The following is a 19,788-nucleotide window of genomic DNA, read 5'->3' on the forward strand; positions in this document are numbered from 1 at the left end:
GTAGGAGCGAGCTTGCTCGCGATGAACCTGAGAGCGACGTGTTCATCCAGACAGCACGCGTTATCGTTGACGTCCATCGCGAGCAAGCTCGCTCCTACAGTAAAGAGTCAAGCCCCCAACTTAGGGGGTACGGTTACGCCGGGTTTCGATGATGTTCGGCAACTGGGAAATCCGCCCCAGCAACCGACCCAATGCATCCAGCCCCGGAATCTCGATGGTCAGGGACATCAGTGCGGTGTTGTCCTCTTTGTTCGAGCGGGTATTGACCGCCAGCACGTTGATCCGCTCGTTCAGCAACACCTGGGACACGTCACGCAGCAGACCGGAACGGTCGTAGGCGCGGATGATAATGTCCACCGGATAGGTGAGCACCGGCACCGGGCCCCAGCTGACCTGGATGATGCGCTCCGGCTCGCGCCCGCCCAGTTGCAGCACCGAGGCACAGTCCTGACGGTGAATGCTCACGCCACGCCCCTGAGTGATGTAACCGACGATGGCATCCCCCGGCAACGGCTGGCAGCAACCGGCCATTTGCGTCATCAGGTTGCCGACGCCCTGGATCTGGATGTCGCCGCGCTTGCCCGGTTTGTAGCCGGTGGCTTTGCGCGGGATCAGTTCCAGCTGCTCGTTGCCGCGTTCCGGCTCGACCAGTTGCTGCGCCAGGTTCACCAGTTGCGCCAGGCGCAAATCGCCGGCACCCAGGGCAGCGTACATGTCCTCGGCGGTTTTCATGTTGGCCTTGTCGGCCAGCTTGTCAAAATCCACCGCTGGCAGACCGAGGCGATTGAGTTCGCGTTCGAGCAGGGTTTTACCGGCCGCGACGTTCTGGTCGCGCGCCTGCAATTTGAACCAGTGAACGATTTTCGCCCGCGCCCGCGAAGTGGTCACGTAACCCAGGTTCGGGTTCAGCCAGTCGCGGCTCGGCGTGCCGTGCTTGCTGGTAATGATCTCGACCTGTTCGCCGGTCTGCAGGCTGTAGTTGAGCGGTACGATGCGCCCGTTGATCTTCGCGCCACGGCAGTTGTGGCCGATTTCGGTGTGCACGCGGTAGGCGAAGTCCAGCGGCGTCGCGCCTTTGGGCAAGTCGATGGCGTGACCGTCCGGGGTGAAGATGTAGACCCGGTCCGGCTCGATGTCGACCCGCAGTTGCTCGGCCAGACCACCGATATCGCCTAGCTCCTCATGCCACTCGAGCACCTGACGCAGCCAGGAGATTTTCTCTTCGTAGTGATTGGAACCGGACTTGACGTCGGTGCCCTTGTACTTCCAGTGCGCACACACGCCCAGCTCGGCTTCTTCGTGCATGGCGTGGGTGCGGATCTGCACTTCCAGCACCTTGCCCTCGGGGCCGATCACCGCCGTGTGCAGCGAGCGGTAGCCGTTCTCTTTCGGGTTGGCGATGTAGTCGTCGAATTCTTTCGGGATGTGCCGCCACAGGGTGTGGACGATGCCCAGCGCGGTGTAGCAATCGCGCATTTCCGGCACCAGCACTCGAACCGCGCGCACGTCGTAGATCTGGCTGAACTCCAGGCCTTTGCGCTGCATCTTGCGCCAGATCGAATAGATGTGTTTGGCCCGGCCACTGATGTCGGCATCGACACCGGTTGCCTGCAGCTCGACCTTCAGCTGGTTCATCACGTCGGCGATGAACCGCTCGCGATCCAGCCGGCGCTCGTGCAGCAACTTGGCAATCTGCTTGTACTGATCCGGCTCCAGGTAACGGAAGGACAGGTCCTCCAGCTCCCACTTGATATGGCCGATGCCCAGGCGGTGAGCCAGCGGCGCGTAGATGTCGAACACCTCGCGGGCCACCCGGTTGCGTTTCTCGTCGTCAGCGGTTTTCACCGCGCGGATCGCGCAGGTGCGTTCGGCCAGCTTGATCAGTGCCACACGGACGTCGTCGACCATCGCCACCAGCATCTTGCGCAGGTTTTCCACCTGGCCCTGGGTACCCAGCACCAGGGATTGCCGGGGGCTCAGGCTGGCGCTGATCGCCGCCATGCGCAGCACACCGTCGATGAGTTTGGCGACGACCGGCCCAAACCGCTGGCTGACTGCCGGCAGCTCGATCTGGCCTTCGCGCACGCCACGGTACAGCACCGCAGCCACCAACGAGTCCTGATCAAGCTTGAGGTCGGCGAGAATTTCGGCGATTTCAAGCCCGGTGCGAAAACTCGAAGTGCCTTCGGACCACAGGTTCTTCGCCGCATTGGCCTGTTGCTCGGACGCGCGGGCGAACTCGCACGCTTGCTTCAAGGCTTCGCGATCCAGTGCCAGATCGACACTGACCGCATGATCGAGCCAAGCCTCGAGATTGATACTGCCGTCGGTGTTGATCGGCTGGTGTGCTCTCACCTGTACCATCTTGCTTACCTTCCCTACGACGCAGATTCAATGCGTCAAATCGCTGACCTTTATTGCCGGGTACGCTCGTGGGGCTAATTCGAGCGCTGTACGGGCGGGTCAGTCGGACCAGACGAGCCGTCCTGGCTCGCTTCAAATAACGCCATGGCCTCGACATGTGCCGTCTGAGGAAACATATCGAGAATCCCGGCACGTTTTAACCGGTAGCCCTGCTTGATCAATTCGACCGTGTCACGCGCCAGCGTTGCCGGGTTGCACGACACATATACCAGGCGCTCGGCGCCCAGCGCCTTGAGCTTGCGCACAACCTCATAGGCACCGTCACGCGGTGGGTCCAAGAGTACCGCACAAAAGCCTTCGACTGCCCACTCGGCATCAGTCAAAGGCTGGGATAAATCGGCCTGAAAAAAATGAGTGTTATGCAGATTGTTGCAAGCTGCGTTGGCGGCTGCACGCTCGACCATGGTCTGCACACCCTCCACCGCCACCACTTCGCGCACCACCTTGGCCAATGGCAGGGCAAAGTTGCCCAGGCCACAGAACAGGTCAAGTATCCGCTCATCCGGCTGCGGCTTCAGCCAATCCAGTGCTTGGGCGACCATGGCCTCGTTGACGCCGGCATTGACCTGAACGAAGTCGCCGGGTCGGTAGGCCAGTTCCAGATCCCAGCGCTCCAGGCGATAGCCCAGGGACTGATCGGCATTCACCGGTTGCGGCTCGCCTTCACCCTGCAGCCACAGTTGCGCGCCATGGAAAGCGCAGAACTCCTTGAGAATGGTCAGGTCCGCCTCGGACAACGGCGCCATGTGCCGCAGCAGCACCGCCAGCGAGGAGCCACTGAACAGTTCAACATGCCCCAGCGCCTGAGGTTTGCTCAAGCGCCGCAACATTTCCGGCAATCGCGTCATGATCGGCTGCAAGGGCTGTACCAGCACCGGACATTCGCTGATTGCAACGATGTCCTGACTGCCAGCAGCACGGAAACCGACTTCGAGTTTCCTGGCTTTCATGTCCCAACGCACCGCCACTCGGGCGCGACGCCGGTAACCGAATTCCGGACCGCTCAACGGCGCTGCCCACTCCTGAGGTTCGACACCGGCGACCTTGGATAATTGCTCGGCCAGCATGCGTTGTTTCAGTGCAAGCTGTTCGTCATGGGGCAGGTGCTGCACGCTGCAGCCACCACAGCGACCGAAGTGTGGGCAAGGTGCAGGGCGGCGCAGCTCACTGGCCTGGAACACCCGCTCGGTACGCGCCTCCACCACCTTGCCGTGAGTACCGAGCACTCGCGCTTCAACTTCTTCACCCGCCAAGGCCCCCAGGACAAACCAGGTGCGACCTTCAAAAAATGCGATCCCGCGGCCGTCATTGGCCAGGCGCTCGATCGTCAGACGCTGCTTCTTGCCAGTCGGGATCTGGGGTGCCTTGCTGCCGCCTGTCGGCTGGAAGCGCAGGCCTCTCTCGTGCTTGGCCATCAGTTGGCCGCGTCGAAAATGCCGGTCGACAGGTAACGGTCGCCACGGTCGCAGATGATCGCAACGATCACCGCGTTTTCAACTTCTTTGGACAGGCGCAGCATCGCTGCCACCGCACCGCCCGAGGACACGCCGCAGAAAATACCTTCTTCACGAGCCAGGCGACGGGTCACGTCCTCGGCTTCGGCTTGCGCCATGTCGACGATGCGGTCCACGCGATCAGCCTGGTAGATTTTTGGCAGGTATTCCTGCGGCCAGCGGCGGATACCTGGGATGGCCGAGCCTTCCATCGGTTGCAGGCCGACGATCTGCACGCTGTCGCTCTGCTCTTTGAGATAGCGCGAAACGCCCATGATGGTGCCGGTGGTGCCCATGGAGCTGACGAAATGGGTAATGGTGCCTTGGGTCTGGCGCCAGATTTCCGGACCGGTCGTGGTGTAGTGCGCTTCAGGATTGTCGCCGTTGGCGAACTGGTCCAGCACTTTGCCCCGACCTTCGGCTTCCATGCGCTGGGCCAGGTCACGTGCGCCTTCCATGCCTTCTTCCTGGGTTACCAGAATAAGTTCGGCACCGTAGGCGGTCATGGCGGCCTTGCGTTCGGCACTGGAGTTGTCCGGCATGATCAGGATCATCTGGTAACCCTTGATCGCGGCCGCCATCGCCAGCGCGATCCCGGTATTACCCGAAGTTGCCTCGATCAGCGTGTCGCCAGGCTGAATCTGCCCGCGCAATTCTGCACGGGTGATCATCGACAGCGCAGGACGGTCCTTGACCGAACCCGCCGGGTTGTTCCCTTCCAGCTTGAGCAGAAGAGTATTGCTGGTGGCGCCAGGCAGGCGCTGCAAACGAACCAGCGGGGTGTTGCCGACGCAATCGGCGATGGTTGGGTACTGCAATGTCATGGCGTATTCGCAATCCAGACTGCGGGGGCGCCCATCATACCGGCAAACCCGCAAAGGCCATATCACGCAAAGTGCAGTGCTTATGGCTTGTGGGAATAAGCAGCTAATTCAACATCCTGACGACTGCGTCGTGTTCAAGACGTAAAACTCATGCAGCTTGGCTTGCAACAACTGTTTGTCGGGTAGCTGGACCTGGTACTCCGCGATCAGCGCCGGAGAGAGGCTTCGATTAAGCGCGTACTCAACTACTTCGTCATCCTTGCAGGCACAAAGCAAGACACCTATCGCAGGGTTCTCGTGGGATTTACGCTCATGGCGATCCAGTGCCTCCAGATAAAAGTCCAGCTTACCGAGATATTCCGGCTCGAAACGACCGACTTTGAGCTCGATCGCCACAAGACAGTTGAGGCTGCGGTGGAAAAACAACAGATCAAGCGAGAAATCTCTCCCGCCGACTTGGAGCGGATACTCAGAGCCGACGAAGCAGAAATCGCGGCCGAGTTCGATCAGGAATTCCTTAAGGCGCGCCAGTAGCCCGTGATGCAAATCGGTCTCGGCATGGGCGCCCGACAGGCCGAGAAACTCAACCATGTATGCGTCACGGAAGATTTCCAACGCTGAGGGATGAGTTTTTCTCAGCGCGGCCGACACCTTCGCCGGCTCAGTGATGCTTCGTTCAAACAAGGCAGCTTTGAACTGTCGCTCCAGCTCACGCTTCGACCATTTTTCCTGGACGGTCATCCGCAGGTAAAATTCGCGTTCTTCCGGATGTTTGCTCTGACTCAGGATGACAATGTTGTGGGTCCAGGGTAATTGTCTCACCAGCGGTGAGACAATTACGTCATCGCGATATGTCTCATAGAACTGGCGCATGCGGAACAGATTTGGCCGGGTAAATCCACGCAATCCAGGCTGTGTCCAAGCCAAATGCTCGGCCAACTGGCTGATCACCGCATCGCCCCATTCAGCTTGCTCCTGCTTTCGACTGATATACGCATATACGCACCGACCTGCCAATACAACTCGATCAGACAGGTGTTCACCGCTCGCATCGACTGTTGTCGAGCAGAATTAATCAGCTCCAACACTTCATCGAAACGGTCTTCGGAGGCGTTGCCGGGGACGGTACTTTCATTCATACCAGGCTCCATGGGGACAGTTATAGGCGAGAGCTTAAACCGTCAAGGAAGCTGGAAAATGCCAGCGACATCCTTTGGGAAATATCTTACAAAAAAACAGGAGCATTCCGGCATTCCAGTGGGGCCAGTAACGGCCTCTTAAGAGCAAGTCGAATCTTTGCACCGCCGCTCACACGGCGATTTGCGTCGTTCAGATGACTTGTGACCGACGCGGGTGCACTGTGGGAGTAGCGCAAGGAGCGGGCTCGCCCGCGAAGACGGCTGCGCTGACAGCGCCTTCATCCGCCACCAGTCGCATATTCAGCCGCAAACCAGTCCCGGTATTCTGCGCCCAGATACTTCCGCCCTGGCGCTGCACGGCATTGCGCGCGATGCTCAGGCCCAGGCCGAATCCGCCGTTGCCCGGGCGCGAACCGTCGAGCCGGGTGAAGGGTGAGAAGATTCGCTCAAGATCGGTTTCAGCCACGCCGCCGCCCTGATCCTCCAGCCACAGGTGCCAGAAGTTGCCGTCGCGCCGGCCTCCCAGGGTCACCACTGCTCCTTGGGGCGAATGGCGGATGGCGTTGCGCAGGATATTTTCCACCGCCTGGGCCAGGGTGTTGAGGTTGCCACGCACCCAACAGGAGGCATCCACGGTGCACACCAATTGCCCGCTCGACCAGCAACTCTCGTAGCAGGCATTTTCCGTGAGCATCTCCCACAGTGCCTGAATCTGGATCGCTTCATCGGGCAACGGCGCGCGCTCTGTGTCGAGCCACGCCAGCTGCAGGGTGTCCTCGACCAGCCGCTGCATGCCATCGACTTCCCGACCGATACGCTCGCGCAGTTGCGCCAGGTCCTGCTCGCTGTCGCTGGCCACCCGCAGGCGGCTCAGGGGCGTACGCAATTCGTGGGACAGATCGCGCAGCAGTTGCTGCTGCAGGGCCACTGTGCCCTGCAACCGCTCGGACATGTGATCGAAGGCGCGGCCCAGCTCTCCCAATTCATCCTGTCGATCAGTGGTGCGGCTCGACAGGCGCACGCCCAACTGGTCGGCACGCCAGGCATTGGCCTGTTCACGCAGGTTGTTCAGCGGTACCACCAGCAGGCGATACAGCCCGACGCACAGCAGCAAAGTGAACAGCCCGGGAATCACGCCATTGGTGATGACCCGCCAAAACAGCCGATACTGGCCAGGTACAAAACGTTGCGGCAACTCGATCACCAGGCTGCCCGCGGACGAGTCGCCAGGAAAGGGTACTCGCAGCCACGGCAGGCCTTTCTTGTGGATGGGCCAGTCGAGGCCGCGCAGAAAGGTCAGGTGCTGGATCTCTTTGTCCGTCAGCTCCTGGCTGCTTAACGACTGCAGATCCCCACTGATGACGCCGACCCACCCCGCTTCACGCTGGCGCATGCCCTGCAACCAGCTATCGACGCCGGTCTGCTGGCCCTGCTCCCAGGCGCGCTCGGCCTCGGCGGCGTAGCGCGTCAAGGTGCCCCGGGCTTCATCAGAGAGAAACTGATTGCGCTGTTCCATGTAGCGGCCCCAGGACCAGCTCAGCCAGATCATCAGCAAGCAGAACGCCACCAGCAAAAACGCCAGTTTCCAGAATAGCGAATGCCGCCCCGGCAGGTCAGACCACTTCATCAGCAGCACTCAAGACATAGCCTTTGCCCCAGACCGTGCGAACTTCGCGTTCCAAATAGTCGATGGCCTTGAGTTTGCGGCGAATCTGGCTGATGTGCATATCCAGGCTGCGATCGTGGGCGGCATAGCCGCGCTGCAGGACTTGCTGATAAAGGAAGGCCTTGCTCAATACTTCATCGCCGTTGCGGTTCAAGGTTTCCAGCAGGCGGTACTCGCTGCGAGTCAGGCCTGCGGCCCGATCCCGATAGACGACGTCAAAGCAGCCGTCGTCGAACCGCAGGCAGTCGGCCGCAGGCGCAGGGGCGACCGGCGCCGGTCGACGGTCCAGCGCCACCCGCCGCAATATCGCTTCGATACGCACCCGCAACTCCGCCATGCTGAACGGTTTGGGCAGGTAATCATCAGCCCCCAGCCGAAAGCCACTGATGCGATCGGCTTCCGCCCCGAGCGCCGACATCAGTAGCACCGGAGTCGAATGGCTCTCGCGCAACTGCGTCAGCGCCTTGAGCCCGTCCAGGCCTGGCAGCAGAATATCCATCAGCACTACGTCGAAGCGTTGCTCACGCGCCAGGTCCAGCCCCTCCTGGCCGTTTTGGCACCAGGTCACCTGGAAGCCGCTGCGCTCAAGATGCTCGTGCACATAGGCACCGAGAACGAGGTCGTCTTCGATGGAAAGTATGCGCGGATGATCGCTAGAGATGGGAGTCATGAGTATCTGCAAATAATTCTCAGTTGACAGATTATTCAAGATTGCCTCGCCAGGGGCAACACAAGCTTCGCCCCGGACCTCAATAGGCTAAGTGGGCCGACGAATGACCGGCACAATTTTTACGGGGATCGGCCGCGAGCAAATCGCTACACTGCGCAGGTGGCGCGTACCGGACGTAAGCGCAGGTCATTAAATCGCTGGATGCAGGAGAGATGCGTGCTCAAGAAACTGGGAATAAAAGGCCGTGTATTGCTGCTGACGCTGTTGCCGACCAGCCTGATGGCACTGGTTCTGGGCGGCTACTTCATCTGGATGCAGCAGTCCGACCTGCAAACCCAGCTGATGCAGCGCGGCGAAATGATCGCCGAGCAACTGGCGCCACTGGTCGCCCCCGCCATGGGTCACCACAACAACGAGCTGCTCGAACGCATCGCCACCCAGTCGCTGGAGCAGCAGGACGTGCGCGCGGTCACCTTCCTCGCCGCCGACCGCACGCCGCTGGCTCACGCCGGCCCGACCATGCTCAATCAGGCCCCCCTGGGCGACGGCTCGCAACTGCTGCGCCGCAGCGGCAATGACGCGACGCGCTACCTGCTGCCGGTCTTCGGCAAGCACCGCAACCTGGCCGGCGACCTGATCCCCGACGAGGCTAATCGCCTGCTCGGCTGGGTTGAACTCGAACTGTCCCACAATGGCATGCTGCTGCGTGGTTATCGCAGCCTGTTTGCCAGCCTGCTGCTGATTGTCGCGGGCCTGGGCGGTGCGGCGCTGCTGGCCTTGCGCATGGGCCGTACCATCAACCGCCCGATCGGCCAGATCAAGCAGGCCGTGGCGCAACTCAAGGACGGCCACCTGGAGACCCGCCTGCCACCCCTCGGCAGTCAGGAGCTGGACGAACTGGCGGCGGGCATCAACCGTATGGCCGGGACCCTGCAAAACGCCCAGGAAGAACTCCAGCACAGCGTCGACCAGGCCACCGAAGACGTGCGCCAGAACCTGGAAACCATCGAAATCCAGAACATCGAGCTGGACCTGGCGCGCAAGGAAGCCCTGGAAGCGAGCCGGATCAAGTCCGAGTTCCTGGCCAACATGAGCCATGAAATCCGCACCCCGCTCAACGGCATCCTGGGTTTCACGCACTTGCTGCAAAAAAGCGAATTGACCCCGCGGCAACTCGACTACCTGGGCACCATCGAAAAGTCCGCCGACAGTCTGCTGGGCATCATCAACGAGATTCTCGACTTCTCCAAGATCGAAGCCGGCAAGCTGGTGCTCGACCATATTCCGTTCAACCTGCGCGACCTGTTGCAGGACACCCTGACCATCCTCGCCCCCGCCGCCCACGCCAAACAGCTGGAGCTGGTCAGCCTGGTTTATCGCGACACGCCGTTGTCGCTGGTAGGCGATCCGCTGCGACTCAAGCAGATCCTCACCAACCTGGTGAGCAATGCAATCAAGTTCACCCGCGAAGGCACCATCGTCGCCCGTGCCATGCTCGAAGATGAGCATGAAGACAGCGTGCAACTGCGCATCAGTATTCAGGACACCGGCATCGGCCTGTCGAGCCAGGACGTACGCGCCTTGTTCCAGGCCTTCAGCCAGGCCGACAACTCACTGTCGCGGCAACCCGGCGGCACCGGCCTGGGCCTGGTGATCTCCAAGCGCCTGATCGAGCAGATGGGCGGCGAGATCGGCGTCGACAGCACCCCGGGCGAAGGCTCGGAATTCTGGATCAGCCTGAGCCTGCCCAAGACCCGCGACGACGCCGAGGACCTGCCCGGCCCGCCGCTGCTGGGGCGCCGCGTTGCGGTGCTGGAGAACCATGAGCTGGCGCGCCAGGCCCTGCAGCACCAACTGGAAGACTGCGGTCTTGCGGTGACGCCTTTCAACACGCTGGAAAGCCTGGCCAATGGCGTGACCGGTGTGCACCAGACCGAGCAGGCGATCGACCTCGCTGTGCTGGGCATTACCAGCAAAGACATGCCACCCGAACGCCTCAACCAGCACATCTGGGACCTCGAACACCTGGGCTGCAAAGTGCTGGTGCTGTGCCCGACCACCGAACAGACGCTGTTCCACCTGTCCGTGCCCAACCCCCACAGTCAGCTCCAGGCCAAACCGGCCTGCACCCGCAAACTGCGACGGGCGCTGTCCGACCTGGTCAACCCGCGCCACATCCGCAGCGAGCCGGACGAGCCGTTGTCCAGTCGGGCGCCCAAAGTGCTGTGTGTCGACGACAACCCGGCCAACCTGTTGCTGGTGCAAACCCTGCTCGAAGACATGGGCGCCAAGGTGCTGGCGGTGGAAAGTGGCTTTGCTGCAATCAAGGCGGTACAGAGCGAGACCTTCGATTTGGTGCTCATGGATGTGCAAATGCCCGGGATGGATGGGCGCCAGAGCACAGAAGCGATTCGCCAATGGGAGAGTGAGCGCCACTGCACGCCGCTGCCGATCGTCGCGCTGACCGCCCATGCCATGGCCAACGAAAAACGCGCCCTGCTGCAAAGCGGCATGGATGACTACCTGACCAAGCCGATCAGTGAGCGGCAACTGGCGCAGGTGGTGTTGAAGTGGAGTGGCCTGGCCCTGCGCAATCAGGGGCCCGAACGCGCGGGCGATCGACACAGCGGCGCCCCGGAACTGCAGGTGCTCGATCACGAGGAAGGCTTGCGCCTGGCTGCCGGCAAGGCAGACCTGGCGGCGGATATGCTGGCCATGTTGCTCGCGTCCCTGGAAGCCGACCGCGAAGCCATTCGGTTTGCCCGGGACATCGACGACCACAACGCGCTGATCGAGCGGGTCCACCGGCTGCATGGTGCGACCCGCTACTGTGGCGTGCCGCAATTGCGCGCCGCCTGCCAACGCAGCGAAACCCTGCTCAAGCAGCAAGACCCGCGCGCCTACAGTGCCCTCGAGGAGCTCGACCGGGCGATCAATCGCCTGGCGGCACAGGCCCGCATCAACGCCTGACCGAACGCTGATCAACCGGAGGATCCGATGCGCACCCTTTTATTCAGCAGCCAAACCTACGACCGCGACAGTTTTCTTGCCGCCGAGCTCCCCGCCGACCTCGAACTGCAGTTTCAACCCGCGCGCCTGAGCATCGATACAGTGGCCCTGGCTGAAGACCACGAGGTGGTTTGCGCCTTCATCAATGATGACCTCAGCGCGCCCGTGCTCGAACGCCTCGCTGCGGGAGGCACGCGCCTGATCGCGCTGCGCTCGGCCGGCTACAACCACGTCGACCTGGCCGCGGCCAAGCGTCTGGACCTGCCCGTCGTGCGCGTGCCCGCCTACTCGCCGCATGCCGTGGCCGAACACGCGGTAGCGCTGATCCTGGCGCTCAATCGGCGCCTGCACCGCGCCTACAACCGCACCCGCGAAGGGGATTTCAGCCTGCACGGCCTGACCGGCTTCGATCTGGTGGGCAAAACCGTCGGCATTGTCGGCACCGGGCAGATCGGTGCGACTTTGGCGAAAATCATGCACGGGTTTGGCTGCCAGTTGCTGGCGTATGACCCCTACCCCAACCCGCAGGTCGAAGCCCTCGGCGCTCGCTACCTGAGCCTGCCGCAATTGCTCGCCGAGTCGCAGATCATCAGCCTGCACTGCCCGCTCAACGACCAGAGCAAGCACCTGATCAACCGTGAATCACTGGCGCACATGCAACCCGGCGCCATGCTGATCAACACCGGGCGCGGTGGCCTGGTGGATACGCCGGCACTGATTGACGCACTCAAGGATGGGCAACTGGGTTACCTGGGCCTGGATGTCTATGAAGAGGAGGCGCAACTGTTTTTCGAGGACCGCTCCGACCTGCCGTTGCAGGATGACGTGCTGGCGCGGCTGCTGACCTTTCCGAACGTGATCATTACCGCGCACCAGGCCTTCCTGACGCGCGAAGCATTGGGCGCGATTGCCGCCACTACATTGCAGAATATTGCCGCGTGGGCGGCCGGAACCCCGCAAAATCAGGTGGATGCCGGTTGAACCGGATCGAAGGTCGAAGGCCCACACCATGATCAGCGGATGTCCGTGCTAGCATGCCGCGCATATTTGGAGGACCCATGGTCGAACACGATTTCCGCTATACCCTGATGAACCCGCAGCACACCCTCACCGAATGCCGCGCCCTGGTCCCAGGGCGTTATCAGGTCACCGGCAACGGTGGCTCGATTCGCAACAATGACGTGCTGGTCGTGACGCTCAAAGGCAGCAAGGACCTGGCCATGCGCCTGACCGTGGAAACGGTTCGCCACCTGATCAACCCACCCGGGCAATGGGTGGCGGTGGCCAGTGGCCCGGTGTTCGGCGAACTGGCGATCCACACCTGGAAAGTCAACTGCGACAGTTGTGCCAAAGAGCTGAGTTTCGAGTTTGCAGTCGACGCCAAGCTGGGCAACAAGGCTGAAAAGCCAGCTGCCACTGCGCGGATCGCCGAGTTGGGCTGGAGCACTGTCGGTCAGAAGCACCTGTGCCCGAAATGCCAGGAGCCTGCGTGATGAAACGCCTTGCCCTGACCGCATTGGTTGGCGCCAGCCTGCTGGGCTGCGCCGCTCAACCGGTGCAACTGCAACAGAACCGCAGCTACATTCTGGAGTGGATCGGCGAACGTCCTTTGATGGACTACAGCCACCTGACCATCACCCTGGGTGAAGACGGTCGTGCCTATGGCAATGGCGGCTGCAACCACTGGTTCGCGCCCTACACCCTGGAAGGCGACAAGCTGAGCTTCGGCAAGGTCGGCAGCACCCGCAAACTCTGCGCGCCGGCGTTGATGGAGCAGGAGAAACGTTTCCTCCAGGCCCTGGAGCACGTGCAGCGCTGGGATGTGTCACCGATCGACCAGGTGCGCTTCTGGCCGGCTGAAGGCAAGCCGATGCGCTGGTGGCTTGAAGAGGGTTAAATCCTGAAAAGATCGCAGCCTTCGGAGACCGCTGAACACCGTAGGAGCTGCCGAAGGCTGCGATCTATTCCTGAGCCCCCTTAATTCCTGGCCTGCAACGCCTCCAGCTTCGCCAGCAGCCCCGCCGCTGTCTGCTCACCCATCAATTGCTCACGCACCTTGCCCTTGTCGTCGATGATGTAGGTCACCGGCAACGCCTCGCTGCGCGGCACCTCGAACAGCTCTGCAGGATCCTGTGCCAGCACCGTGAAGCCGATGCCCAGCTTCTCACTGGCGCTTTTCAGTTCTTCGCCCTGCACGTTATCGAAGTTGACCCCGAACACGCCGATGTTTTTGTCCTTGAGCTGCTCGGCCAGGGCATTGAGTTCTGGAATCTCGGTGCGGCACGGCCCGCACCACTCGGCCCAGTAGTTGAGCACCAGCCATTGTTTGTCCAGACGCTCGGCAGCCACTTTCCGGCCGTTCTGGTCGACCCCGTAATCGTTGCCACACCCCCCCAGCAATAATGTGCCGATGATCACCAGTGTCGCTGCCAGTCGTCTGTTCATGTCGTGATCCTTGTCAAAAAAAGAATACTGCCGCGACCCATTGCCTCCCGAGGTTCTGGAATACGCGCCGCACAGTTAGAATAGCCGCCACCTTACGCAAGATGCGACCCGCACATGACCGATCTGACGCTTTATCACAACCCGCGCTGCTCGAAATCCCGCGGTGCGCTCGAACTGCTCCAGGCCCGCGGCCTGACACCTGAGGTAGTGCGCTACCTGGAAACGCCGCTGGACGCCGCGCAAATCCAGAGCCTGCTGAAAAAACTCGGCATCGGCGCCCGGCAACTGCTGCGCTCCGGCGAGGACGAATACAAGACCCTCAACCTGGCCGACGCCAGCCTCAGCGAAGCACAATTGATCGCAGCCATCGCCGCGCACCCGAAGCTGATGGAGCGGCCGATTCTTGAGGTAGGCGACAAAGCCGTGATCGGCCGGCCACCGGAGAACGTGCTGGAGTTGCTGCCGTGAGCGCGCCGTACATTCTGGTGCTGTATTACAGCCGCAGTGGCTCGACCAATGAAATGGCCCGGCAGATCGCCCGTGGCGTTGAGCAGTCCGGGATGGAGGCTCGCTTGCGAACGGTCCCGGCGATCTCCACCGAATGCGAGGCCGTATCGCCAGATATTCCGGCAGAAGGTGCGCTGTATGCGAGCCTCGACGACCTGAAAAACTGCGCAGGCCTGGCGCTTGGCAGCCCGACTCGCTTTGGCAACATGGCCGCGCCACTCAAGTATTTTCTCGACGGCACCAGCAACCTGTGGCTGACCGGCGCTTTGGTCGGCAAGCCGGCCGGTGTATTCACTTCCACCGCGAGCCTTCATGGCGGCCAGGAAACCACGCTGCTCTCGATGATGCTGCCGTTGCTGCACCACGGCATGTTGATCACCGGCCTGCCGTACAGCGAATCGGCCCTGCTGGAAACCCGCGGAGGCGGTACGCCCTATGGTGCCAGTCACCACGCCGGGGCAGATGGCAAAAGCGGCCTTAATGAACACGAAGTGGCGCTGTGCCGGGCGTTGGGCCTGCGGCTGGCAAAGACTGCGCAAAAGCTGGGGAACTGACGTGGCGAAAAAGCCGAAGGTATTGCCGTCCATTGAATGGCTCGAACCGCGGGTTCGGGCCATGCGAGTGATCAGCCTGCTGTGCTATCTGGGGCTGGTGGGCTTGCTGTGCGTTTATTACCTGCTGATCGCCGACCTGCATGGCGCGCGACCGTGGGTGATCCTGCTGATCGAGCTGGTGCCGCTGTTGCTGCTGGCACCAGGGATGATCCTGGGCAGCGCCCGCGGGCATTCGTGGATGTGTTTTGTGGTGAACCTGTATTTCATCAAGGGCGCACTGGCGGCCTATGACCCGAACCGGCAATTGTTTGGCCTGTTGGAGATGGGCGCGAGCGTGGCGGTGTTCTGCTCGGCACTGATGTATGTGCGGTGGCGGTTTCAGCTCAATCGCAAGTTGGCGGGTGAAGGTGACATCTCCGTCGCCTGATAGATCGCCTTCGCGGGCAAGCCCGTTCCCACAGGGGATTTGTGCACAACCCCAATCCCCGGCGGGAGCGGGCTTGCTCGCGAAGGGTTCAACTCGCTCTCAATGATTCACGGTATATGCCAGCATCATCGAAATCTGGCTCATCGCCCGCCCGCCACTCTGCTCATGCCACTGGTTGAACACATCCTGCACCAGGGCCAGGTCGCGCTGGCTGGTCGGGACCTTGTCGACGATCTTTTGCGCATTCAACCCCGCCACCACGTCATAGCTCGGCACGAACGTGTCCTTGCCGACCATCCGCAGGAATCGCGGCGCCGACAGCCCCCCCAACTGATGGCCACGCTTTTTCAGGAAGGTCCACAGCCCGACGATATCGGTCACCGGCCAATCGGCAATCATCGCCCCGAAACTGCCCTGCTCGTGGGCGACATCGAGGATGAACTGCGCGTTGCGCGGCACGCTCTTGAGTTTGCCCAAATGCCGGATGATCCGCGCATCCTGCATCAGGCGCTCCAGATGTTCGGCACTCATCAGCACGACTTTTTCCGGGTCGAACCTGAAGAACACTTCCTCGAAGGCCGGCCATTTGGCGTCCACCAGACTGTGCTTGAGCCCGGCGCGGAAAACGCGCAAGGCCATGGTGGACAGGTAACGATCATCACTGATCTTGCGCAACTGCGCAGGTGACTTGGGAACGGGCAGATGGGCTTCCAGTTCAGCTGCCGAACCGAAGCGGTTCAGGCAGTATTCGTGCAGCCACTTGTAATCGCGCATGCCCTCTCCTGAGGATTAAAAAAGTAAAACCGGTGTTTTGATCAGAGGTTGACAACGTTGACGAACCGCGACGCGGCGGCTTCATCGATCTTGAGACTGGTGAAGTCGAACAAGGTGCGATCGGCCAGCTGTGACGGGATCACATTCTGCAAGCTGCGAAAAATGCTCTCGGTGCGTCCCGGGGTCTTGCGCTCCCACTCCAGCAGCATGTCCTTGACCACCTGACGCTGCAGGTTCTCCTGAGAACCACAGAGGTTGCACGGAATGATCGGGAATTGCTTGAAGTCCGAATAAGCCTGGATGTCCTTTTCGTTGCAATACGCCAGCGGGCGAATCACCACGTTGCGGCCATCATCGGCGCGCAATTTTGGCGGCATGGCCTTGAGCGAGCCATTGAAGAACATGTTCAGGAAAAACGTTTCGACAATGTCGTCGCGGTGATGACCGAGGGCCATCTTGGTCGCGCCAATTTCATCGGCAAAGGTGTACAGCGTGCCACGGCGCAAGCGCGAGCACAGCGAGCAAGTGGTCTTGCCTTCCGGGATCAGTTCCTTGACCACCGAATAAGTGTCTTTCTCGACGATGTGATACTCGACGCCCAACGCCTTCAAGTAGGCCGGCAGGACATGCTCGGGGAAACCCGGCTGCTTCTGGTCCATGTTCACGGCGACGATGTCGAACCTGATCGGAGCCACCTTCTGCAAATGCAGCAGCACATCGAGCATGGTGTAACTGTCCTTGCCGCCGGACAGGCACACCATCACCTTATCGCCATCTTCAATCATGTTGAAATCGGCGACAGCTTCACCCGCCTGGCGGCGAAGGCGCTTCTGCAGTTTGTTCTGGTTGACGGTAAGAGTGCCCATGACGCGAAATCCGTGAGGTGTGACGAAAGGCGAGCATTTTACGCAAAAAGCCGATCTCGGCGTAATACCCCGGCCAACACACAAACCCATCGCGATTAAGTCGGGCATTTACAGCGCAATTTGCTCTAAGCCCTATCACCTCTACGGTTAAGTCCTTCCTATACTGCGACATAAGGTCGCATGACTATCCAGACCTATCCCTTACTTGGCCACCTTGGCCCGTAGGCGCTCCACCGGGGGGCGATGGTAAAAACAAGAGGAGTGACTGGCATGATCCATCACGTAGTGGGGCTCTTCACCCACCCTGACCAAGAATGGAAAGAGATCCGTGGCGACCAGGAGGAAAGCATCAGCCACATGTATCTCACACACACCCTGATTCTCGCGGCGATTCCGGCCGTGTCGGCGTTTATTGGCACCACCCAGGTGGGTTGGGTCATCGGCAACCGGGCACCCGTGATGCTGACCCAGGAAAGCGCGCTGTGGATGACCATCATGTCTTACCTGGCGATGCTTGGCGGCGTGGCCGTGATGGGCGCGTTCGTGCACTGGATGGCTCGCACCTATGATGCCAACCCGAGCCTGGCCCGCTGTGTTGCCTTCGCGACCTATACCGCAACGCCGCTGTTCATTGGCGGCCTGGCGGCGCTGTATCCGCACATGTGGCTGGGAATGGTCGTCGGCACCGCAGCCATTTGCTACACCGTGTACCTGTTGTATGTCGGCCTGCCGACCTTCATGAACATTCCATCGGACGAAGGTTTCCTGTTTTCGAGTTCTGTACTGGCCGTAGGGTTGGTGGTGCTCGTGGCCATCATGGCGTTCACGGTGATTGTTTGGGGACTGGGCGTGGGGCCCGTCTATACCAACTGACTTCTTATAAAAAATATCTGCCAATACAGGCCGCCGTAAGGCGGCCTCTTAATGTCCGGGATTTGATCGGCCACGACCATTCGGCGCCCGGACGATTCGCAACCACCCGGGGTTGCGGCATACTCGACGTCTCTGGAGACCCATCAAGCATGCCCGAGCAACTCAATACCCGCGTCGAAGATTGCTACCAACTCGCTGAATCCTTCTTTAAACGTTCATTCAAACGCCCTGTGGTGAGCCTCAAGCTGCGCGGGCAGAAAGCCGGTGTCGCGCATTTGCACGAGAACCTGCTGCGCTTCAACCCGCAGCTGTATCGGGAAAATACCGACGATTTCCTCAAGCAGACCGTGGCTCACGAAGTGGCGCACCTGATTGCCCATCAACTGTTCGGCGACCGCATCCAGCCCCATGGCGAAGAGTGGCAGCTGATCATGCGCGGGGTTTACGAACTGCCGCCCAACCGCTGCCACACCTATGACGTCAAACGACGCAGTGTCACCCGCTATATCTACAAATGCCCGTGCGCCGACAGTGACTTCCCGTTTTCTGCCCAGCGTCACGGCCTGGTGAGGCAGGGCCGCCGGTATCTGTGCCGCCGGTGCCGCAACACCTTGGTGTTCAGTGGGGAGATGCGGGTCGAGTAGTACCTTTTTTTTGCAGTGACAGTGCCGGCCCCATCGCGAGCAAGCTTTGCTTCCACAGGGCAATGGCTAAGTGAAGGCTATCCTGTGGAAGCAAACTTGCTTTCACAGGGCAATGGATGAGTGAAGGCTTTGCCTGTGGGAGCAAAGCTTGCTCGCGATGCCGTGCTCAAGGCCGCTACAGAACCACCTTGGCACGCCGTAAGTCCAGGATCCGCTCGGCGCTGAACCCCAACTCCCGCAACACCTCATCCGTATGTGCCCCCAGCTGCGCACCGATATGTCTGGGCTCCGGCAAGCCTTCAGAGAACTTCAGCGCACAGGCGATCTGCGCCTGGGTCGTGCCATCTCCGCGGGGCACCTGCGTGACCACCTGGCGCGCTTGCAGTTGCGGATGCCGCACCGCCTCACCCAGGCTCAATACCGGCTCGACGCATGCATCGAGCTCGGCAAACAGCGCGCTCAATTCGGCAAAGTCGTGTTTCTCGAATTCAATCCTCAACGCGTCCTTGAGCTTTTTCTGATGCTCCGGTTGTGGTGACAGCGCCAGTTTAGCCATGTCTTCCAGGCCCAACGCCGTACACAACTGCTTCATGAACGCAGGCTCCAGGCTCCCCACCGACAACCAGCGCCCGTCGCGAGACCTGTAGTAATCGTAGAAACTGCCACCATTGAGTACCTGGTTTTCCCGCGCAGGCTCCTCACCACAGGCCAGGAAACCCGCACCAGACATGGCATTCAGGGTGAACGCGCAATCGGTCATGCTGACATCCAGGTATTGCCCCAGCCCCGTCTGCTGGCGCGCAATCACCGCAGCCAGCAGGCCGATCACACCATGCAGCGAGCCTCCCGCGATGTCGGCCACCTGCATGCCCAGTGGCAATGGCCCACTGTCGGCCCGGCCGGTATGGCTGGCCAGCCCCGCCAGCGCCAGGTAATTGATGTCGTGGCCGGCGCGATCCTTGTAGGGGCCGGTCTGTCCGTAACCGGTGATCGATACATAAATCAGCCTGGGGTTGATTGCCTTGAGGGCTTCATAACCCAGGCCCAGGCGCTCCATGACCCCAGGGCGAAACTGCTCGAGCAGGATGTCGTGGTCGTGCAGCAACTGCCTGATGACTTCCAGGGCTTCAGGCTGCTTGAGGTCCAGCGCCAGGCTGCGCTTGTTGCGATTGAGATAAGCATGGCTCGCCGACACACCCTGGTCGTGGGGTGGCAACACCCGGAGCAGGTCCATGCGAGTCGGCGACTCGATGCGCAACACGTGCGCCCCCATGTCCGCCAGCAACAGCGAGGCGAACGGCCCGGGTAACAGCGTCGAAAAATCCAGGATCTTCAGTGAAGCCAGTGGCCCGAACATGAGTAACCTCCAATGCGTTCCCCCAAGCCTAGGCAGACGATGGCATTGCAGCAATTACCGGATGCATCAGTCGCAGTGACCGTTGCGCTCAAATCCCAACCATGAAAAACCCGCCG

At 60.9% G+C, this 19,788-nt stretch carries 18 protein-coding genes and 1 pseudogene; 9 read left to right on the forward strand and 10 right to left on the reverse strand.

What is annotated here, in order from left to right:
• Positions 1 to 120 precede the first annotated feature (120 nt).
• From relA to AAEZ09_RS17965, 6 genes and pseudogenes are all read right to left on the reverse strand, one after another.
• Positions 121 to 2,364: a GTP diphosphokinase gene (gene relA, locus AAEZ09_RS17940; protein WP_045061771.1), complete on the reverse strand. Its 2,244-nt coding sequence runs from the start codon at positions 2,362 to 2,364 to the stop codon at positions 121 to 123.
• 74 nt (positions 2,365 to 2,438) lie between these two features.
• Entirely contained in the window at positions 2,439 to 3,839 is a 1,401-nt protein-coding gene (gene rlmD / locus AAEZ09_RS17945; protein WP_350600232.1) for a 23S rRNA (uracil(1939)-C(5))-methyltransferase RlmD, read from the reverse strand.
• Positions 3,839 to 4,741 (reverse strand): cysteine synthase CysM, encoded by a 903-nt coding sequence (gene cysM, locus AAEZ09_RS17950; RefSeq protein ID WP_045061773.1) that lies wholly within the window; start codon positions 4,739 to 4,741, stop codon positions 3,839 to 3,841. The genes rlmD and cysM overlap by 1 nt, the downstream gene beginning before the upstream one ends.
• Positions 4,742 to 4,849: 108 nt before the next feature.
• Positions 4,850 to 5,880, reverse strand: a pseudogene (locus AAEZ09_RS17955) (PDDEXK nuclease domain-containing protein).
• Positions 5,881 to 6,070: 190 nt separating this feature from the next.
• Positions 6,071 to 7,507: a sensor histidine kinase gene (locus AAEZ09_RS17960; RefSeq protein ID WP_350600233.1), complete on the reverse strand. Its 1,437-nt coding sequence runs from the start codon at positions 7,505 to 7,507 to the stop codon at positions 6,071 to 6,073.
• Positions 7,494 to 8,216, reverse strand: a complete 723-nt coding sequence (locus AAEZ09_RS17965) for a response regulator transcription factor (protein WP_205893462.1) — start codon at positions 8,214 to 8,216, stop codon at positions 7,494 to 7,496. Before AAEZ09_RS17965 ends, AAEZ09_RS17960 begins: the two co-directional genes overlap by 14 nt.
• Before the next feature lie 216 nt (positions 8,217 to 8,432).
• Here AAEZ09_RS17965 and AAEZ09_RS17970 point away from each other — a divergent pair, with 216 nt between their 5' ends.
• The 4 genes from AAEZ09_RS17970 to AAEZ09_RS17985 all read left to right on the forward strand — a co-directional run bounded on the left by AAEZ09_RS17970 (position 8,433) and on the right by AAEZ09_RS17985 (position 13,122).
• Entirely contained in the window at positions 8,433 to 11,186 is a 2,754-nt protein-coding gene (locus tag AAEZ09_RS17970; RefSeq protein WP_205893461.1) for a response regulator, read from the forward strand.
• 27 nt (positions 11,187 to 11,213) lie between these two features.
• The gene (locus tag AAEZ09_RS17975; protein WP_045061778.1) at positions 11,214 to 12,206 is read left to right on the forward strand and encodes a 2-hydroxyacid dehydrogenase; all 993 of its coding nucleotides are present in this window, start codon (positions 11,214 to 11,216) and stop codon (positions 12,204 to 12,206) included.
• A 77-nt stretch (positions 12,207 to 12,283) separates the two neighbouring features.
• Complete coding sequence (locus tag AAEZ09_RS17980; protein ID WP_045061779.1) at positions 12,284 to 12,718, forward strand: hypothetical protein; 435 nt, start codon at positions 12,284 to 12,286, stop codon at positions 12,716 to 12,718.
• The gene (locus AAEZ09_RS17985; RefSeq protein WP_045061780.1) at positions 12,718 to 13,122 is read left to right on the forward strand and encodes an META domain-containing protein; all 405 of its coding nucleotides are present in this window, start codon (positions 12,718 to 12,720) and stop codon (positions 13,120 to 13,122) included. Before AAEZ09_RS17980 ends, AAEZ09_RS17985 begins: the two co-directional genes overlap by 1 nt.
• An 80-nt stretch (positions 13,123 to 13,202) precedes the next feature.
• Here AAEZ09_RS17985 and AAEZ09_RS17990 read toward each other — a convergent pair whose 3' ends face one another.
• The gene (locus AAEZ09_RS17990) at positions 13,203 to 13,670 is read right to left on the reverse strand and encodes a TlpA disulfide reductase family protein (RefSeq protein ID WP_045061781.1); all 468 of its coding nucleotides are present in this window, start codon (positions 13,668 to 13,670) and stop codon (positions 13,203 to 13,205) included.
• Between the two features lie 114 nt (positions 13,671 to 13,784).
• Here AAEZ09_RS17990 and arsC point away from each other — a divergent pair, with 114 nt between their 5' ends.
• Genes arsC through AAEZ09_RS18005 form a run of 3 tightly spaced genes read left to right on the forward strand, consistent with a single transcriptional unit; the run spans position 13,785 to position 15,158 of the window.
• Positions 13,785 to 14,138 carry an arsenate reductase (glutaredoxin) gene (arsC, locus tag AAEZ09_RS17995; protein ID WP_045061782.1) on the forward strand — a complete coding sequence of 118 codons (354 nt, stop codon included), beginning with the start codon at positions 13,785 to 13,787 and terminating at the stop codon, positions 14,136 to 14,138.
• Positions 14,135 to 14,731 carry an NAD(P)H:quinone oxidoreductase gene (gene wrbA / locus AAEZ09_RS18000; protein WP_045061783.1) on the forward strand — a complete coding sequence of 199 codons (597 nt, stop codon included), beginning with the start codon at positions 14,135 to 14,137 and terminating at the stop codon, positions 14,729 to 14,731. Before arsC ends, wrbA begins: the two co-directional genes overlap by 4 nt.
• Before the next feature lies 1 nt (position 14,732).
• Positions 14,733 to 15,158, forward strand: a complete 426-nt coding sequence (locus AAEZ09_RS18005; protein WP_045061784.1) for a DUF2069 domain-containing protein — start codon at positions 14,733 to 14,735, stop codon at positions 15,156 to 15,158.
• A 99-nt stretch (positions 15,159 to 15,257) separates the two neighbouring features.
• Here the strand turns inward: AAEZ09_RS18005 and AAEZ09_RS18010 are convergent, their stop codons facing one another.
• Positions 15,258 to 15,932, reverse strand: coding sequence for a DNA-3-methyladenine glycosylase I (locus tag AAEZ09_RS18010; RefSeq protein ID WP_205893457.1), 675 nt, complete (start codon positions 15,930 to 15,932; stop codon positions 15,258 to 15,260).
• A 41-nt stretch (positions 15,933 to 15,973) separates the two neighbouring features.
• A complete protein-coding gene (gene ttcA / locus AAEZ09_RS18015) occupies positions 15,974 to 16,798 on the reverse strand; it encodes a tRNA 2-thiocytidine(32) synthetase TtcA (protein WP_350600234.1) in 825 nt (274 codons plus the stop codon).
• A 270-nt stretch (positions 16,799 to 17,068) separates the two neighbouring features.
• Between ttcA and AAEZ09_RS18020 the strand changes: the two genes are divergently transcribed.
• Together AAEZ09_RS18020 and AAEZ09_RS18025 are read left to right on the forward strand one after the other, a co-directional pair.
• The gene (locus tag AAEZ09_RS18020; protein ID WP_045061787.1) at positions 17,069 to 17,671 is read left to right on the forward strand and encodes a Yip1 family protein; all 603 of its coding nucleotides are present in this window, start codon (positions 17,069 to 17,071) and stop codon (positions 17,669 to 17,671) included.
• 149 nt (positions 17,672 to 17,820) lie between these two features.
• Entirely contained in the window at positions 17,821 to 18,315 is a 495-nt protein-coding gene (locus AAEZ09_RS18025; RefSeq protein WP_045061788.1) for a SprT family zinc-dependent metalloprotease, read from the forward strand.
• Between the two features lie 175 nt (positions 18,316 to 18,490).
• On the opposite strand, the gene AAEZ09_RS18030 is transcribed toward AAEZ09_RS18025, so the two are convergent.
• Positions 18,491 to 19,672 carry a CaiB/BaiF CoA transferase family protein gene (locus AAEZ09_RS18030; protein WP_045061789.1) on the reverse strand — a complete coding sequence of 394 codons (1,182 nt, stop codon included), beginning with the start codon at positions 19,670 to 19,672 and terminating at the stop codon, positions 18,491 to 18,493.
• Between the last annotated feature and the right edge of the window lie 116 nt (positions 19,673 to 19,788).

Origin of the sequence: Pseudomonas sp. 65/3-MNA-CIBAN-0223 (genome assembly GCF_040310425.1) — a bacterium.
GTDB lineage: Bacteria > Pseudomonadota > Gammaproteobacteria > Pseudomonadales > Pseudomonadaceae > Aquipseudomonas > Aquipseudomonas gregormendelii.

Bases quoted from the DNA above. Each gene is read 5' to 3' on its own strand.
- cysM (WP_045061773.1), bottom strand. From the start codon at position 4,741: ATGACATTGCAGTACCCAACCATCGCCGATTGCGTCGGCAACACCCCG.
- AAEZ09_RS17990 (WP_045061781.1), bottom strand. From the start codon at position 13,670: ATGAACAGACGACTGGCAGCGACACTGGTGATCATCGGCACATTATTG.
- AAEZ09_RS17980 (WP_045061779.1), top strand. From the start codon at position 12,284: ATGGTCGAACACGATTTCCGCTATACCCTGATGAACCCGCAGCACACC.
- AAEZ09_RS17985 (WP_045061780.1), top strand. From the start codon at position 12,718: ATGAAACGCCTTGCCCTGACCGCATTGGTTGGCGCCAGCCTGCTGGGC.
- arsC (WP_045061782.1), top strand. From the start codon at position 13,785: ATGACCGATCTGACGCTTTATCACAACCCGCGCTGCTCGAAATCCCGC.
- ttcA (WP_350600234.1), bottom strand. From the start codon at position 16,798: ATGGGCACTCTTACCGTCAACCAGAACAAACTGCAGAAGCGCCTTCGC.
- AAEZ09_RS18025 (WP_045061788.1), top strand. From the start codon at position 17,821: ATGCCCGAGCAACTCAATACCCGCGTCGAAGATTGCTACCAACTCGCT.
- rlmD (WP_350600232.1), bottom strand. From the start codon at position 3,839: ATGGCCAAGCACGAGAGAGGCCTGCGCTTCCAGCCGACAGGCGGCAGC.
- AAEZ09_RS18030 (WP_045061789.1), bottom strand. From the start codon at position 19,672: ATGTTCGGGCCACTGGCTTCACTGAAGATCCTGGATTTTTCGACGCTG.
- AAEZ09_RS17975 (WP_045061778.1), top strand. From the start codon at position 11,214: ATGCGCACCCTTTTATTCAGCAGCCAAACCTACGACCGCGACAGTTTT.
- relA (WP_045061771.1), bottom strand. From the start codon at position 2,364: ATGGTACAGGTGAGAGCACACCAGCCGATCAACACCGACGGCAGTATC.
- AAEZ09_RS17965 (WP_205893462.1), bottom strand. From the start codon at position 8,216: ATGACTCCCATCTCTAGCGATCATCCGCGCATACTTTCCATCGAAGAC.
- AAEZ09_RS18020 (WP_045061787.1), top strand. From the start codon at position 17,069: ATGATCCATCACGTAGTGGGGCTCTTCACCCACCCTGACCAAGAATGG.
- AAEZ09_RS17960 (WP_350600233.1), bottom strand. From the start codon at position 7,507: ATGAAGTGGTCTGACCTGCCGGGGCGGCATTCGCTATTCTGGAAACTG.
- AAEZ09_RS18010 (WP_205893457.1), bottom strand. From the start codon at position 15,932: ATGCGCGATTACAAGTGGCTGCACGAATACTGCCTGAACCGCTTCGGT.